Here is a 15,629-nt window from a genome sequence, read left to right on the forward strand (position 1 = left end):
TTCGGGCTTGGCTACAACATCGGAATCGGTCACCGTTGGACCCGTGCCTGGATCCCGCCGTATCGACCTCGTGCTGCTGATGGTCGCGATCGTCTGGGGCTCGAGCTACCTCGCGGCGAAGACCGCGACCGCCACCCTGCCCGTACTCACCGTGCTGTTCCTCCGCTACGCCATCTCCGCGCTGGCCCTGCTCGCCGCGGCCCGCCGCGCGAACCGTGCCGAGCTCAGGACCGGCCTCTTGCTCGGCCTCACCCAGGCGGCCGTCCTGATCCTCGAGACGTACGGCGTCACGCACACCACCGCCGCGAACGCCGGCCTGATCATCAGCCTCACGCTCGTCCTCACGCCGCTGATGGACCGCCGCCGGATGCCGCCGAAGTTCTACCTCGCCGCGGCACTCTGCATAGGAGCCGTCGCGCTGCTGATGTCCGCCCACGGTCTCCACCAACCGGGCATCGGCGACCTGCTGATGCTGGCGGCCGCCGTCGTACGCGCCGGTCACGTCGCGCTCGTCGGACGCCTCGCCCGGAACGTACGCCCGCTCCAGCTGACCGCGGTCCAGTCCCTCGTCGGTACGGCGCTCTTCGTCCTACCTGGCGTACCGCATCTCCCGACCGCACCGTCGACGTGGTTGCAGGTGACGTACCTCGCCTTGTTCTGCAGCGTCTTCGCGTTCCTCGCGCAGACCTGGGCGGTGCAGCGTACGTCGGCCAGCCGCGCCAGCCTGCTGCTCGGCACCGAGCCGATCTGGGCCGTTGCCATCGGCATCGGTCTAGGCGACGAGCGGCTGACCGTATCGGCCGCGCTCGGCGCCGTACTCATGCTCGCCGGCACCACCTGGGGCCAATCCATCGAACGACGCCATCGCGAGTCCGCATGCCTGACGCCCGTCTGATCACGCGCCGCTGACGCCGTCGAGCTGCTCGCGGAGGATGTCGGCGTGGCCGTCGTGGCGGGCGTGCTCTCGGATCAGGTGGACGTAGATCCAGCGCAGCGACACCTCCCCGCCCCGCGGATGCGGTACGACGTCATCGAGCGCCAGCCCGGAGGCGATCCGCCGCGACTCGGCACACGCTTCGTCGTACGAGGCGATGATCCCGTCGATCGTCTCGTCGTCGGCGAGCTCCCAGCTGTCGGGTCCGCCGCGGGACTCGCCCGCGATCTCGTCCGGCGGCCGCCCGGCGACGATGTGCTGGAACCAGTTGCGCTCGACGCCGGTCAGGTGCTTGACCAGACCGAGCGGTGTGGTCGCCGAAGGCACCAGCCGGCGTCGGGCGTCCTGCTCGGACAGGCCGCGGAGTTTGTCCACCACGACCTGCCGATGCGAGTTCAGGAAGGCCTCTAGGACCTCACGCTCTCCAGCGGTACGTACCAAGTCCTCCACGCAGGGACTCTAACGGGTCCACTTCTGGTCGGCAGAGCCGTTGCAGGTGGCTGTCACGACCGCAGAGCCGTTGGCGGTGCCAGTAGCCGTCAAGCAACGCGTCGGGTCGGCAACGCTCGTCACGGTCTGGTCTGCGGTGAGCTCCCACGCCTGGTTGGTCGCCCCTGTGCAGTTCTCGATCGTCACGGAGCTGCCGGCCGTCATGCACTTGTCGGCGTACACCGTGAGCTGCTTGGCAGCGGTGTAGTTCCAGGACTGGTTCCCACCGTTGTTGCAGTCCCACAGGTCCAACGAGGTACCAGGAGCGGTCGAGAACCCCGGTACGTCGGTACACCGGCCGCTGGCGACTCCGCGCAGCGGCTGGCCCGGCGGGGACGGCGGCAGCGTGTTGGTCGGCTCGTCCTTCAGCAGCCGCCAGCCCCACCACAGCTGGTCCAGCCCGCTCCGGCTGTTGACCTGGAGATCAGCCGGACCCACCTGGGTCGTCATCGAGTAAGAGTCGCCAGTACGCAGCCCCGGCCAGTAAACGATGCCCATCTGGTTCTCACGGGCGACCTGGGTCAACGCACCGAGGTACGACGTGTACACGTTGCCCTCGTGGTTGCCGTAGTTCAGCCCGATCGTCATGGGTGAACCGGCCTCGTCGATGATCGTCCGCGAGCCGTACGACCCGATCCGCGGCCGCAGGTTCGCCAGCCACGCAGCCTCGGTCGTGTCCGACGCCCAGAACCCGTAGAAGTGCAGCGACAGCAGTGTGCCCTGCAGCTCCGGCGCCGCGCCGACCCCGGTCACGTTGTCGTTGTAGCCGGTCCCGGAGATGACGATCCGGCTCCGCGGTACGTCGCTGTGCCGGGCGATCCAGGCCGACGTCAGCGACACCCACTCGGGCAGCGAGTACCCGAACGGCTCGTTCATCGGCTCGAAGTACACGTGCGGGTTCTTGGCGTACGCCTTGATCGCGGTGTCCCACATCGCCGCGTACGCCGCGCTGTCGTCGACCCGCCCGTCCTTCGCGTTGTCGGCCTCCCAGTAGCTGAGGATGACGTTGAACCCGCGCCCGACCGCGGCGTCGATCGCACCGCGGTACGAGTTCCACCAGGCGGTGCCGACGCTCGACGGGTTGATCGGCAGCCGGACCGTGTTCGCCTTGAGCTCCTTGCGGAACTCGCCCACGATCCCGTCCGCCTTGCGGTACGTCGTCGCGTAGTCGTCCGCCGTACTGAGGCCGGACGGGACCACCGCGTCGTGGGCGTAGTTGTCGCGCGGATCGGCCCAGTTCACACCACGGAACGCGCCGGTGTTCGCGGGCAGTGGGGCGGCGGCCGAGGCCGGCGGGACGGTGAGCGAGGTGACGGCGGCGGCGACCGAGAGCATCGCGGCGGCGATCCGGCGGGCTGATCTCATGCCGCTGATGTTCACGCAAACATTTCGCTCCGTCAATGCCTCGGCGGCGACTACCCTCGGCTACCGGGACCTAGAGCACAAGCTCCGGCTGGAGCTTCTTGGCCGGCCAGACGCGCTGCTTGCGCGCCGCCAGGGTGGACGCCGCGATCGCGACCACGAACCACGCGCCCAGCGCGAGCAGGTCCCGCCCGAGCGACGAACCGGGCCCGCCGTACATCAGATGCCGGACGCCGTCGATCGCGTAGCTCATCGGCAGCGCGTGGTGGAAGAAGTACAGCGGCTCCGGGATCGTCTGCCACGGGAACGTACCGCCGGCGCTGACCAACTGGACCACCATCAGCACCAGGCCGAGGAACTTACCCACAGCACCGAACCACGCCGACAGTGCATGCAGGATCGCGACGAACGTGAACGAGGTGAGGATCAGGAACCCGACCGTCAGCCACGGATGCGCAGCGTTGATCCCGAGGCCCAGTACGACGGCCACGAACACCAGCGTCGCCTGGATCGCTCCGAAGAGGGCCGGAGGCAACCAACCGCCAAGAGCCACCCGGAACGGCGACTGCAGCGCAGCCAGTGCACGTGGCGACAACGGCCGGACCAGCAGGAACAGGACGTACGCCCCGATCCAGCAGGCGAGGCTGAGGAAGAACGGCGCCAGACCGGCACCGTAGCTGTCCGCCGTGGCCTGGGAGACGTTCTGCAGCGTCACGGGAGCGCCCAGCGTCTCAGCAACCGCCTTGCGCTGGTCAGCGGTCGGGTTGGGGATCTGCTTCACGCCCTTCTGCAGGCCCGTGTTCAGCTGGGTCGCACCGGTCTTCAGCTGTCCCACACCGGTCGCAAGACTGTTCACTCCGGTCAGCAACTGCCCCTGCCCGGTCACGGCCTGCTTCTCACCGGCAGCCAGCTTCTGTGCACCGGTCTGCAGCGTCCCAAGGCCGGTCTTGAGCTGGCCGGCACCCGTGTTGAGCTGATGCGCCCCGCTGGCTGCAGAGCTGATGCCACTCGTCAGCGCAGGCGTAGCGTCAGCCAGCTGCGACGCGCCGTTGGACACCTTTCGTGCACCCGTCGCGAGCTGGTTGAGCTGTTTCGACGTCGACTGGATCTTGGTGTTCGCCTGTACGACGGGCGTCCGCAGTTTCGCGGTCTCCTGGAGAATCACCCGGATCTGGTGCTGGCTGAGGCCCTGCTCCTTCAGCTTCGCGGCCAGCTGCGCGTCGAACGTCTTCAGGTCCTGGACCAGCGTGCTGGACGCGGTCGCCACCTGCTTGCCGACACCGGCGATCTTCTCGTTGCCGTCAGCAACCTGGTTTGCACCGTCGGCCAGCTGCTTCGTCTGCTTCGGCAGCGATGCGGTCTTGTCCTTCAACGTACCTAGACCGCTGTCGAGCTGTGCGGCACCACTGGCGAGTGACGACGCGCCCTGCGACGCTTGGGTCGCGCCTGTGGCCAGCTGCGTCGCACCGGTCGACAGCTGCTGCTGTGCGGTGTTGAGTTGCTTGGCGCCGGTCTGCACCTTCGTGACACCAGTGGCAGCGGACGTCAGCCCGGTCTGCAGCTGGGCGGCCCCTGAGGCCGCAGTACTGATCTGCGTGTGGATCGTGTTGTAGCCGGCCAGCAGCTGCGACGCGGCCGTCTCGCTCACCTGCGACGCGACGGTCTTCGTCACCTGCGCGACGACCTGGTTGGCGATCGTGTGGGCGATGTAGTTGTTGGCGTCGTTCGTCAGCAGCTCCAGCTGCGCCTGCCGCGGCTTGAAATCCGCACTCGACGCCAGGTCCCCCGAGAACGACTTGGGCAGCACCAGCGCGAACTCGTACTTCCCGTCCGAGACCCCCTGTGTCGCGTTTGCCCGGTCCACCTGGTGCCAGTCGAAGCTCTTCGACTTCACAAGCTCGTCCGCCACCTGCGGTCCGACGTTGAGCTTCTCGCCGGTCGCCAGGGTCGTACCTTGATCCTCGACGACGACGGCCGTGGGGATCTTGTTGAGCCGACCGTACGGGTCGTGGTTTGCGTAGAGGTACAGGCCGCCGTACAGCACCGGCACCAGCAGCAGCGCGATCACGGCCAGCTTGGGCAGCCGTCCGGCCGTCAGACGCCGCAACTCACTCAGGGCCATCCGCAGCGCGGTCACGCCTCTGTCTCCTCTTCTTCGTCGTCTTCTTCCTCAATTGCAGTCACGGGCTCGACAGGAGCGATCGGAGCGACCTGCACCGGGTCAGGCTGGTCTGTTTCACCCATGCGGGCCGCCTTGATGTCCAGCAGTCGCGCTGACGCGTCGGCACACGTGATGACCACGCCGTACCCCTCTGCCGCCAGCCCGCGCCCTAGCTCGTACCACTCGTGCGGATCGCCGCCGTGTCGATCAGGCATGGTCAGAATCACCACCTGTACGTCGGGACGCGCGACGGTGAGTTCCGTGAGCAGTCTGGTCCGTACGGCGACTGGCAGGTGCTCGAACCGTTTGTCGGCGTGCTCCGCGGCGTCATGCTCGTTCAGCCACTCCAGTACGGCCTTACGCCCCGCCTTGCGGCCCGCGATCGCCAGCTCCTCGCCGACGACCGTCTGAACCGGCAGTGCGTCGTCAGGCTCGGTGATACCGGGTGCATCGACCACGGCGACCCGTCGCCGCAGCAGCGCGAGATCGGCCTTGCCATCGAACCGGACCGTGCCGGTGTCGGGCTTCAGCCGACCGGAAAGACCCAGCGCCGCGGCCACGTGCCCTGCGCCCGGGTAACCGGTCAGCAGCACCACCTGGTGATCCTCGACCGACACCGACGTGGCGAGCAGCATCGGTGCGTGTGGACCACGCACACTGATCCCGACGGCCTCGAGCTCCATCCTGCATCCCCGTTCAATACGGTTGTGTATTCAATACAGAACTGTATCCTACTCCTATGGAACCTCCCAAGCGCCGCCGCTCGAACACGAGGGCCCGGCTTCTCGAAGGCGCCCTCGAGGTGTTCGCCGAGCGCGGGTTCCACGGCGCGTCGGTGGAGGACATCTGCGAGCGGGCAGGCTTCACCCGCGGCGCCTTCTACTCGAACTTCGGCTCCAAGGACGAGCTGGTGCTCGCGCTGTTCCAGGCCACCACCGACCGGCTCCTGGAGCAGATCGAGGCGCTGCTGCCGGAGCTCGCGAGTCAGCCCGGCTCGTTGCTCGACGCCGTCCTCGGGCTGCTCGACGAGACCGCGCCGGACCAGCGGCAGTGGCACCTGATCTCGGCCGAGTTCACGCTGCACGCGCTCCGCGACCCGGACGCGGCCGAGGCGCTGAACAAGCAGCGCGCGATGTTCCGCGAGAGCCTGACGCGGTTGGTCGAGCAGATCACCGAGACCAGCGGCCTGGAGCTGACCGTCCCGGCGGAGCAGTTCGTCCGGATGGTCATCGCCGTCCACGAAGGGGCTCGGTCGCAGAGCCTGCTGGAGCCGGAGGAGGTGCCGGCCGGGACGTTGGAGCACACGTTCCTGCCGATGGTGCTGGAAGCGGTCAGCCGACCTTCACGCTGACCGTGTGCAGGCCGGTCGCACCGTTCGGCGCGGGCGCCGCCGACGACTCGACCTGTGGATTGCCCTGCGCGTCGAACGCCCGTACCTGCAGCATGTGCATGCCGTGCGGCGCGTTCCAGGTCCAGTGCCACTGCCGCCAGGTGTCCACCGACGGGTCCGCGGCCAGCGTGGCTTGTTGCCAAGGGCCCCCATCTACCCGGACCTCGACCTTGGACACGCCGACGTGCTGGTCCCAGGCCACGCCGGCCACGGTCACCTGGCCCGGCGCGACCTTCTTGTTCTGTGGGGTGTCGATCCGCGACGACAGCTTGATCGGCCCGAGCGCCGACCACCCGCGCGGCGTCCAGTACCCCTCGAACTTGTCGAACCGGGTCACCTCGATGTCGACCAGCCACTTGGTCGCCGACACGTAGCCGTACAGCCCGGGTACGACGATCCGTACCGGGAAGCCGTGCTCCACCGGCAGCGGCTCGCCGTTCATCGCGAACGCCAGCATCGCCTGGCGGTCGTCCAGCAGCGTCGGCAGCGGCGTACCGGCGGTGAAACCGTCCTTCGACGTCGACTTGATCGCGTCCGCGTCCTTCGACGGCCCGGCCTCCTGGAGCAGGTCCTTGAGGACGACGCCCGACCAGAGCGCGTTGCCGATCAGGTCACCGCCGACCTCGTTGCTCACGCACGTCAGCGTCACCCACTTGTGGATGGCCTGGCGCTTCAGCAGGTCGTCGAAGGACAGGTTGAGCTCGCGGTCGACCATTCCGTGGATGCGCAGCTTCCAGTCGGCGGGCACGATTTGCGGTACCGAGAGGGCGGTGTCGATGCGGTAGAAGTCCGCGTTCGCGGTTGCCCACGGTACGGCGCCGTCCGCCTGGACGCCGGCCGGCGGCGCGAGCGTCGGCGGTTGTGGGAGGCGGAGCTGCTTGCGGGCGTCGGCGACCGCGGCACGGCTCCCGCCGACGACCTTTCCGAGTACGCCGACCGCGGCCGAGCCGAGCGCGACACCCGCGGACAGCTGGAGGAAGCCACGGCGGCTGACGGCGTCGTCGGGGAAGTCGAGGAGGGGCTCCAGGCGGCGGCTGAACAAGCGCAGTACGAGCAGCGCGGTGACGCCGGCGAGCATCGACGGGAGGAACCCGGTCTGGCCGGAGTCCGCGCGGGTGAACGCCGCCACCACGGCGACAGCGCTGAGCGCGATCGTGATCAGCGCGCCGGCCCAGTACCGGCGTACGGCGAGAATCCCACCGACAGCGGCGAGTGCCGCGACCACGATCACGATGCCGACCTGGAGCGCGGTCTTGTCGTGCGTGCCGAACCAGGAGATCGCGAGATCTTTCAGCCACGGCGGGGTCCGGTCGATGAACGCCGACCCGATCGCCACCACCGGCGTCTGCGGCGTCCCCAGCACAGCCGCGACCACGCCCCCCACCGCGAGCCCCGCCAGCGCCGCGAGCACCCCGCCCACCGCACCCCGCCACCACAGACCCCGTCGCCCCACGCCGCCCGGCTGCGACGGCCCGTTCGTGGAGTTGCCGACGTCCCCCGGCCCACTCGCGGAACCTCCGCGCGTGTCCACCGCTCGCCCACGGGCGTCGGGCGGACTTCCGGGGACATACGTCGGCCAGTTGTCGGGTATGCCGGGCTGGCGCTGGTTCACTTCTCAACAATTGCGCGATGGGGCGCCCGACACCAGTCGGGCGCCCCATCCGTTAGTCGCGGGTAATGCGGAACGTGAAAATTGTCGTGCTGGTCAGATCCGGTCGGGCGTGATCGGCCCCAGACCCGGGCGGCCGTTCGGCCACCGTCGGGCGTTGTCCCGGACCCGGCGGAGCTTGCCGAGCACGAGATCGCGGTCGTCCGCCAACTGGGACATCCAGAGGCTGTCGATCTCGAGCAGGTGATCCGGCAGTGCTTCGCGCAGCCGCCGCTTCCCCTCCTCGGTCAGGACGGCGAACGAGCCGCGAGCATCGTCGGGGCAGGGCTCCCGGCGAACCAGGCCGAGGTTCTCGGCGCGGTCGACCAGGCGGGTGATGCCACCAGTGGTGACGGTCAGGTCCCGGGCGAGGGAGGTGAGACGCTGCTTCTCCCCGGTGCTGCGGGCAAGCCGCAGCAACAGTTCGAACATTGCCATTTGCAGTCCACTGCGCTTCAGGGAATGGCGCATCAGGTGATCCAGCTCAGCCGCTGCTTCTCGCAGCAGCCCGTAGGCCGTCAGCACGTCGCTTTCCCAGGGTTCGGCGGCGCGAGTGGGTTCTGCATCGGCGAGCGCTAGGGGCGAGCAAAGCGAAGGCGCGATGGTCATGCGCGGACTCTATTAGCTGACCAGTTCACTTCGCTACACGGGGTGACCTTTCGGCTACAGATCGACCCAGAACCGCAAACCTTCCGAGCGTAACGGACGGCCGGAACCGGATCTGGCCTAGAACGGTGAAATTCGAACTGCGGCGCGGCCGGAACGGTGACAGGATGACCGTTCGCGGATGCTGGGGAGGATTCGGATGGCGATCATCAAGGCAGCCGAACTGGTCAAGGAGTTCAGCCGGCCGGCAGTGCTCCCCGGCCGCCTGCCGCGCCTGCGGGCCCTCTTCAGCACCAAACGCGACATCACCCGCGCGGTGAACGGCGTGAACTTCGAGGTCGAGCCCGGCGAACTCGTCGGGTACCTCGGCCCGAACGGCGCCGGCAAGTCCACGACCATCAAGATGCTGACCGGGATCCTCACCCCGACCTCCGGGGTCTGCCGGGTGGCCGGGCTGGAGCCGTCCCGGGACCGCGCCCGGAACGCCCGCAACATCGGCGTGGTGTTCGGTCAGCGGACGCAGCTCTGGTACGACCTCCCGCTCCGCGACTCGTTCGAAGTACTGGGGGACCTCTACAACCTGGAGCAGTCGACGTACCGCAAGCGCGTCGGCCTGTTCACCGAGCTGCTCGACCTCTCCGACTTCCTGGACACGCCGGTGCGCTCGTTGTCGCTCGGCCAGCGGATGCGGGGCGACCTGGTCGCCGCGATGCTGCACGAGCCGTCGATCCTGTTCCTCGACGAGCCGACCGTCGGGCTGGACGTGGTCGCCAAGGCGCGGCTGACCGAGTTCATCGCGGAGACCAACCGGACCGACGGCACCACCGTGGTCCTGACGACCCACGACATGGACGACGTCGAGCGGCTCTGCCAGCGGATCATCGTGATCGATTCCGGCACCGTCCTGTACGACGGGGACCTGTCGCGGCTGAAGGAACGCTTCATGCCGTACCGGTTCCTCGTCCTCACGTTGGCCGAGCGCAGCGTCCGCCGGGTCGCGGACATCCCGTTCGCGACCGAGGTGGACGCGGCCGCGGTCGGCACCGTGCTGCCGTACCCGGACCGCAACGTCGTACTGCGCTTCGACCCGCGGGAGATCACCACGCCCGAGCTGATCGCGCGGGTGTCGCAGGTCTACCAGGTCGACGAGCTGTCGATCGTGGATCCACGGCTGACCGACGTGATCTCCCAGCTGTACGACGGGCTGCTGACGTGAGCGCTGTTCGCGCGTTCCGCGGCATGACGCGGGCCGGGACGCGGTCCGTGCTGATCTACCGCGGCGACCTGATCACCGGTGCGGTGACGCTGGCGATTCAGGTCGTCCTCGCGATCGCGGTCTGGCGGATCGTGTACGGCGGCCGCGGCCCGGTCGCCGGTGTGGACGCGCGGACGGCGGTCGCGTACGCGGCGATCGCGGCATGCCTGCAGTCGGTGCTCCTCCCGTGGCAGTTCTCGACGTTGCCGATGCGGATCCGGAACGGGCAGATCGCCACCGACCTGATCCGGCCGCTCGGCCTGATCGGGCAGGTCCTCGGCCAGAACTTCGGCGTACTGCTCGGCCGGTTGCCGCTCGGCGCGATCGGCCTCGCGGTCGCCGGCGTGGTCGGCGCGCTCGTGCTGCCGCCGAGCTGGAACGCGTTCCTCCTGGCGCTGGTCGCGACGGTGGCCGGGGCCGCGGTCGCGATGTTGTGCAACCTGATCGTGTCGATGGTGACGTTCTGGACGTTCGAGGTCAGCGGGCCGCTGATCGTGTACCGGTTCGGGAGCGCGTTCCTGTCCGGGTCGCTGATCCCGTTGTGGTTCATGCCGGCCTGGCTGCGGTCGGCGGTCGAGTGGCTGCCGTTCCAGGCGCAGGTCTACACCCCGGTGTCGATCTACCTCGGCCGGCTGCGGGGCGGTGAGGCGCTGGCGCTGGTCGGCGTACAGCTGCTGTGGGTCGTCGTACTGGCGTTCCTCCTCGGGCTCGTGTGGCGCCGCGCGCGGCACAAGGTGGTGGTGCAGGGTGGCTGAGCAGTCCTGGCTGCGGCAGTACGTGATCCTCGAGCGGGCCGCGTTGCGGGCGCAGTTGCAGTACCGCGTGAACTTCTGGACGACGCTGATGGGCGGCGTCGCCTTTCAGGGCACGCAGTTGCTGTTCCTCGGCGTCCTGCTCGGCAAGTTCGGCCTGATCGCGGGCTGGGGCTTTCCGGAGGTCGCGTTCGTGTTCGCGATGCGGCTGGCCTCGCACGCGCTGTACGTCGTTCCGTTCGGGGCCTTGATGTTGACCGACGAGATCGTCCGCGACGGTGAGTTCGACCGGGTGCTGTTGCGCCCGGTGAACCCGTTCCTGCAGCTCGTCACGCGGCGGTTCTCGTTGATGTCGCTCGGCGACGCGCTGCTCGGCATCGGCGCGCTGATCCTCTTCAGCCGGCAGGCACCTGTCGACTGGAGCGTGCTCAAGATCGCCTACCTGCTGCTCGCGGTGATCGGCGGAAGCCTGATCGAGACCGGCATCGCAACCTTCTTCTGCGGCCTCGCCTTCGTCGCCACCTCCACGTTCTCGCTGCGGATCTTCGCCGACAGCTCGATCACCCAGTTCTCCGGCTACCCGCTCACCATGTTCGGCCGGCCTGCCTTCTACGCCTTCTGCACCGCCTTCCCGATGGCATTCATCTCGTTCCTCCCCGCCACCGTCCTGCTGAACCGGACCGCCGACGTCCCGCTGCCTACCTGGCTGACCATTGCGTCTCCCTTGGCCGGTCCTCTGGTCCTGGCCCTGGGCTACACCTTCTTCATCCGGATGATGCCCAGCTACACGAGCCCCGGCAGCTGACTCACCAGTTGCCGCTCGGGCCGGCCCAGGCGGGCTCCCGATCCTGCTCCTGTTCCTTCGACGAGTCGGCCCGAGCAGCCGGTCGCGGCCGCCGCGGCTGTGCACTGGACGAACTCGACGGCGCCGACCGCGCCCCCGAACCCCCGCCGAAGCCACCGCCGCCGCCTCCCGCAGCTCCGCCGAAGCCGCCACCCGAACCCCCGCCGGAGCTGCCGCCTGGGCCTCCGCCAGAGCCGAACGAGCTCGTCGGCGTGGTCGAGCCGCCCGCAGACTCGCCTGCGGAGTGCGCAGCCGCTCCCGCGGCCCCACCCGCCGCCTTACGCGAGGCGTTCACCGCCATCCCTGCACCAGCCAACGCCGCACCCGCGGGGCCGCCGCCGGCAGCCGCACCGGAAGCACCCGCGCCGGCCCTACCGGCACCCGCCCCGCCACGGCTGCCGGCGATGTTCAACGCACCAGTAGCCGAGCCGCCGGGATCCACCGCGGCCGTACCCATACCGGAGCTGCCGCCCGCGACCGCGGCCGTGACCGGGACGATGAACCGCAGCAAGGCCGGCAGCGCCACGATGGCCATCAGCAACATCATCAACCCGGTCGTCGTCTGCACGAACGAGTTGGACGACGACTCGGCGTGCTTCTCGTTCATCTTCATCGCCGCCGCGTAGATCAGGGCGGCGGCGGGTTTGTAGGCGATGAAGGCCAGCGACCAGGTGCAGTACTTACGCAACCAGTTCTTGCCGATCTCGGTGTTGGTCGCGGCGGCCGCCAGCGGGAACGTACCCGCCAGCAGAATCAGCAGCGCCGACCGGACCAGCATCAGTGCCACCTGGACCACACCCGCGACCACCACGAGGACGCCCGCGAACATCAGGATCAACGCCGACAGATTGTCGCCGAGCGAGGCCTTCATGACCATGTCGAACATCATCGGGCCGATCTTCGACTGGTCCGGCTGCACCTGATGGATGATCTTCACCGCCAGGTCGTCCGAGTACGTGATCAGCAGCTGCATCGTCGCCGTACCGGCCGCGCTGACCACCACGAAGGTCAGGATCGCCTGCAGCAACGACCGGAGCGGCTCGGCGCGCTGCTCCCAGGCGGTCCGCATGGCGGCGATCAGGATCGCGACCGTGAACAGCGCCACCGACACCTCGAGCACGTTGTCCTGCAGGTACTGCACGATCGCGGTGTTCTTCGGGGCCCCGCTGCCCGCGCCGTTGACGATCTCCGGCGTCGGGGACTTGATCCAGAAGGTCGCGACCGCGTTCATCGCCTCGCTCGCGCTCTTGCTGATCGCCTCGGTCAGTTGGCCGATGGCCGAGTTGGCCGCCTTCATCAGGCCCTCACCCATGTGACAGCTCACGTCGGTCGGTCCGCACATCAGACACCACTCCAAGCCACGAACTCGCCGAGACCACGGAGCTGGGAGAACGGCGCGCCCACCGGATTACCCGGCTGTGGCGGCACCACTCGCCAATCGCCGCCCTGCCACACCAGCGTCAGCGTGGCGCTCATGTACTGACCTTCGACCGGGAGCGCGAGCATGATCGTCGCGCGGTCCCGCCCGGCGTCGAGGATCCGGTACCCGGCGATCTGCGTCGCCTGCGAGTCGCCCGGGTCGCCGTCCTGCCGAAGCGCGGCGATCAGGGCGTCGGTGTTCGCTCCCGGCAGCATCAGCTTCTTGACCGTCGGGACGGCCTGACTCACGTCGGCGAGGGCAGCCAAGGCGTTGTACGCCGCGTAGACCGCGCCGGTCGGCGAGTGCGCGAAGCACCGGCGGAACCCGTCGGGGTCGGTCCTCGCCGGGCCGAACTTCGCCGACTGCGGTACGACAACCTTGCGGCTGACCTCCCACCGGTCGACCCCAGGAGCCGTGCTCGGCACCCCTTGCTCCCCGTCACTCAACCCGCAAGCACTAGCCCGATCCGACCCCGCGGTGCTCGGGCCCGGCACCGGCGTCGCCACACCTGCCGGCTGTGTCGCCCTGCCCAGCTGACCCGCGCCCGCCGCGTCTTGCTGAGCCGCCGCGGTGCCGGAGCGACCCGAGGACGACCCAGTGGTCGCGATCAACGCGACCCCACAGATGACGATGGCCCCCACGACGATGCACGCCGCCACGAACCCCGGCCCGTACGGCGACCTGTCCTCGCTCTTGCTCATCCCACTCCCCGATCTCTCAGCCGGAACCTCGCCTCACAAGGCTGACAAAAATCGGCGGACCGCCGCGGAAGTTATCCACAGGCCCTTCCTGAGCTGGTCCTGAGAACGGTTTCCCCAGGGTTTTCCACAGGTGTGGATTTGCTACTTGACCAGGAGGGCCTCGGAGCCGACAGGTTTGTAGGCGGCGGCCAGAAAGGTCCGGAGTGAGGCGGCGTTCCCGGGCGTGATCTGGGCCCAGATCGACGAGGACGGCGGGATCAGAGCGCGGGCGGCCAGGGCGAGACGGCGGCCGTGGCCCTGGTGGCGGGCGTTCGGGGGTACTTCGATGGCGCACTCCAAGCGGTCCGCCAGGCCACGGCCGGTCAGTACCAGGCCTTCGTGGGCGTCGACGTACACCCGGACGTCATCGCGGTAGCGCCAGGCGCGGTCGACCCGCGGGTGGTCGAGATCCTGGAGCTCGGTGAGGCCGGCAACCGCCGCGGTGCGCTCTTCCAGCGTGGTGAGGGCGGGGGCGAGCAGCATTGCGTCGAGGGCACTGACCGGGCGGCCGGTGAGCTCCTCCAGTGCTGACAGGAACGGCGGGTTGGTCGGCGCGCACAGGTCGCCGTCCGGTACCCGTTCCGCGACCCAGGCCGGTTCGACGTCCGCCGCGATCACGATGTGCCCGGTGAACGACACCACGCACGACTCCCGCTCGGACGGCGGTGGCACGATCGAGACGCCGAGATCCGGGGGCGGGAAGACGCCACGTTCGGCGGCACGCAGAATGGCAGCAAGAGTTGTCATCAGGAGCATTGTCGCGGAGATCCCGCGGCCGGCTCGAGCGCCGAGGAGGCAGCACGATGCGCGAACCGCAGCTGGTCACGGCCGAGGGGCTGCCCGACCGGGTCACGATCTACGAGGTCGGCCCACGCGACGGGTTGCAGAACGAGTCGGCGATCGTGGACGTCGCGGTCAAGGCGGAGTTCATCCGGCGCCTGGTCGACGCCGGGCTGACCACGGTCGAGACGACCAGCTTCGTGCACCCGAAGTGGGTCCCGCAGCTGGCCGACGCGGCCGAGCTCCTCGAACAGCTCGACCTGCCCGACGGCGTCCGCGCCCCGGTCCTGGTCCCGAACGAGCGCGGCCTCGACCGCGCGCTGGCGGCCGGTGTCCGGGAGATCGCGATCTTCGCGAGCGCAACCGAGACGTTCGCTACGAAGAACCTGAACTCCACACTGGACGAGCAGTTCACGATGTTCACGCCGACGATCCGGCGCGCGCTCGACGCCGGGCTGACGGTCCGCGGGTACGTGTCGATGTGTTACGGCGACCCGTGGGAGGGCGACGTACCGATCGATCAGGTCGTGAAGGTCGGCGCCCGGCTCGTCGACCTCGGCTGCCACGAACTCTCCCTGGGCGACACGATCGGTGTCGCCACCCCGGGTCAGGTCACGGCTTTGATCAGGGCTTTCACCGCCGCCGGCGTACCTGTGGACAAACTCGCGGTCCACTTCCACGACACGTACGGCCAGGCCCTCGCCAACACGCTCACCGCCCTCCGGGAAGGCGTCACGACCGTCGACAGCTCCGCCGGCGGCCTCGGCGGCTGCCCGTACGCCGAAAGCGCGACGGGCAACCTCGCCACCGAAGACCTCCTCTGGCAACTCAACGGCCTCGGTATCCACACCGGCGTGGATCTGGAGTCGCTGGTCAGCACGAGCGCTTGGATGGCTGAGCAGCTCGGCAAGCCGTCCGCGAGCCGAGTCGTACAGGCACTCGCCGGCTGAGAGTCAGGCGACGTACACGATGCCTGTGGATCTGAGGGCGGCGGTGGCCTTGCGGTCGATACTCAGGCGGACGTCGCCAGGGCCGCTCACGTCGCCGGACAGCGCGGAGAGGAGCAGGACCGGAATGAAGAGCGTGCGGATCATCATCGCCCAACCGGCCTTGGCGAGGCCTACGCGGCTGCCGTCCTTGACCCGGACCAGTTGGGTGCCGGTGAGCAGCGCGCCGATTCCGCGGCCGTTGGCGTAGAACCAGCCGTACAGCAGCGGCAGCACGATCAGCAGTAGGACGAAGATGACG

General features: G+C 68.8%; 16 protein-coding genes. 6 read left to right on the plus strand and 10 right to left on the minus strand.

What is annotated here, in order from left to right:
- The first annotated feature begins 43 nt into the window (after nucleotides 1–43).
- Nucleotides 44–895, plus strand: a complete 852-nt coding sequence (locus tag VFF46_RS17835; protein WP_325038261.1) for a DMT family transporter — start codon at nucleotides 44–46, stop codon at nucleotides 893–895.
- Here the strand turns inward: VFF46_RS17835 and VFF46_RS17840 are convergent, their stop codons facing one another.
- From VFF46_RS17840 to VFF46_RS17855, 4 genes are all read right to left on the minus strand, one after another.
- Nucleotides 896–1,384, minus strand: coding sequence for a DinB family protein (locus tag VFF46_RS17840; RefSeq protein ID WP_325038262.1), 489 nt, complete (start codon nucleotides 1,382–1,384; stop codon nucleotides 896–898).
- A gap of 9 nt (nucleotides 1,385–1,393) precedes the next feature.
- Nucleotides 1,394–2,788, minus strand: a complete 1,395-nt coding sequence (locus VFF46_RS17845) for a ricin-type beta-trefoil lectin domain protein (protein WP_325038263.1) — start codon at nucleotides 2,786–2,788, stop codon at nucleotides 1,394–1,396.
- Between the two features lie 70 nt (nucleotides 2,789–2,858).
- Nucleotides 2,859–4,922 (minus strand): YhgE/Pip domain-containing protein, encoded by a 2,064-nt coding sequence (locus VFF46_RS17850; RefSeq protein ID WP_325038264.1) that lies wholly within the window; start codon nucleotides 4,920–4,922, stop codon nucleotides 2,859–2,861.
- On the minus strand, nucleotides 4,919–5,581 hold the full coding sequence (locus VFF46_RS17855) for a hypothetical protein (RefSeq protein ID WP_325038265.1): 663 nt from the start codon (nucleotides 5,579–5,581) through the stop codon (nucleotides 4,919–4,921). Before VFF46_RS17855 ends, VFF46_RS17850 begins: the two co-directional genes overlap by 4 nt.
- A 104-nt stretch (nucleotides 5,582–5,685) precedes the next feature.
- On the opposite strand from VFF46_RS17855, the gene VFF46_RS17860 reads away from it, so the two are divergent.
- Nucleotides 5,686–6,297 (plus strand): TetR/AcrR family transcriptional regulator, encoded by a 612-nt coding sequence (locus VFF46_RS17860; RefSeq protein ID WP_325038266.1) that lies wholly within the window; start codon nucleotides 5,686–5,688, stop codon nucleotides 6,295–6,297.
- Here VFF46_RS17860 and VFF46_RS17865 read toward each other — a convergent pair.
- Both VFF46_RS17865 and VFF46_RS17870 read right to left on the minus strand, forming a co-directional pair.
- A complete protein-coding gene (locus VFF46_RS17865) occupies nucleotides 6,278–7,789 on the minus strand; it encodes a molybdopterin-dependent oxidoreductase (protein WP_325038267.1) in 1,512 nt (503 codons plus the stop codon). The two genes, VFF46_RS17860 and VFF46_RS17865, sit on opposite strands and share 20 nt — an antisense overlap.
- Before the next feature lie 252 nt (nucleotides 7,790–8,041).
- Nucleotides 8,042–8,593 carry a MarR family winged helix-turn-helix transcriptional regulator gene (locus VFF46_RS17870; protein WP_325038268.1) on the minus strand — a complete coding sequence of 184 codons (552 nt, stop codon included), beginning with the start codon at nucleotides 8,591–8,593 and terminating at the stop codon, nucleotides 8,042–8,044.
- 196 nt (nucleotides 8,594–8,789) lie between these two features.
- On the opposite strand from VFF46_RS17870, the gene VFF46_RS17875 reads away from it, so the two are divergent.
- From VFF46_RS17875 to VFF46_RS17885, 3 genes are read left to right on the plus strand one after another with little or no spacing between them, the layout of a single operon-like run.
- Nucleotides 8,790–9,806, plus strand: a complete 1,017-nt coding sequence (locus tag VFF46_RS17875) for an ABC transporter ATP-binding protein (protein WP_325038269.1) — start codon at nucleotides 8,790–8,792, stop codon at nucleotides 9,804–9,806.
- Nucleotides 9,803–10,600 carry an ABC transporter permease gene (locus VFF46_RS17880; protein WP_325038270.1) on the plus strand — a complete coding sequence of 266 codons (798 nt, stop codon included), beginning with the start codon at nucleotides 9,803–9,805 and terminating at the stop codon, nucleotides 10,598–10,600. The genes VFF46_RS17875 and VFF46_RS17880 overlap by 4 nt, the downstream gene beginning before the upstream one ends.
- Nucleotides 10,593–11,402, plus strand: coding sequence for an ABC transporter permease (locus tag VFF46_RS17885; protein WP_325038271.1), 810 nt, complete (start codon nucleotides 10,593–10,595; stop codon nucleotides 11,400–11,402). Before VFF46_RS17880 ends, VFF46_RS17885 begins: the two co-directional genes overlap by 8 nt.
- A 1-nt stretch (nucleotide 11,403) precedes the next feature.
- On the opposite strand, the gene VFF46_RS17890 is transcribed toward VFF46_RS17885, so the two are convergent.
- The 3 genes from VFF46_RS17890 to VFF46_RS17900 form a co-directional block, all read right to left on the minus strand.
- Entirely contained in the window at nucleotides 11,404–12,753 is a 1,350-nt protein-coding gene (locus tag VFF46_RS17890; protein WP_325038272.1) for a hypothetical protein, read from the minus strand.
- A 29-nt stretch (nucleotides 12,754–12,782) separates the two neighbouring features.
- Nucleotides 12,783–13,562, minus strand: a complete 780-nt coding sequence (locus VFF46_RS17895) for a hypothetical protein (protein ID WP_325038273.1) — start codon at nucleotides 13,560–13,562, stop codon at nucleotides 12,783–12,785.
- A gap of 141 nt (nucleotides 13,563–13,703) precedes the next feature.
- Nucleotides 13,704–14,348 carry a GNAT family N-acetyltransferase gene (locus tag VFF46_RS17900; protein WP_325038274.1) on the minus strand — a complete coding sequence of 215 codons (645 nt, stop codon included), beginning with the start codon at nucleotides 14,346–14,348 and terminating at the stop codon, nucleotides 13,704–13,706.
- A gap of 56 nt (nucleotides 14,349–14,404) precedes the next feature.
- On the opposite strand from VFF46_RS17900, the gene VFF46_RS17905 reads away from it, so the two are divergent.
- Nucleotides 14,405–15,331: a hydroxymethylglutaryl-CoA lyase gene (locus tag VFF46_RS17905; RefSeq protein WP_325038275.1), complete on the plus strand. Its 927-nt coding sequence runs from the start codon at nucleotides 14,405–14,407 to the stop codon at nucleotides 15,329–15,331.
- Nucleotides 15,332–15,334: 3 nt separating this feature from the next.
- Here the strand turns inward: VFF46_RS17905 and VFF46_RS17910 are convergent.
- Nucleotides 15,335–15,629, minus strand: a 295-nt coding sequence (locus tag VFF46_RS17910; protein WP_325038276.1) for a hypothetical protein, incomplete at its 5' end; no start/stop codon positions are given.

It is taken from the genome of Kribbella sp. (genome assembly GCF_035655035.1).
Taxonomy (GTDB): domain Bacteria; phylum Actinomycetota; class Actinomycetes; order Propionibacteriales; family Kribbellaceae; genus Kribbella.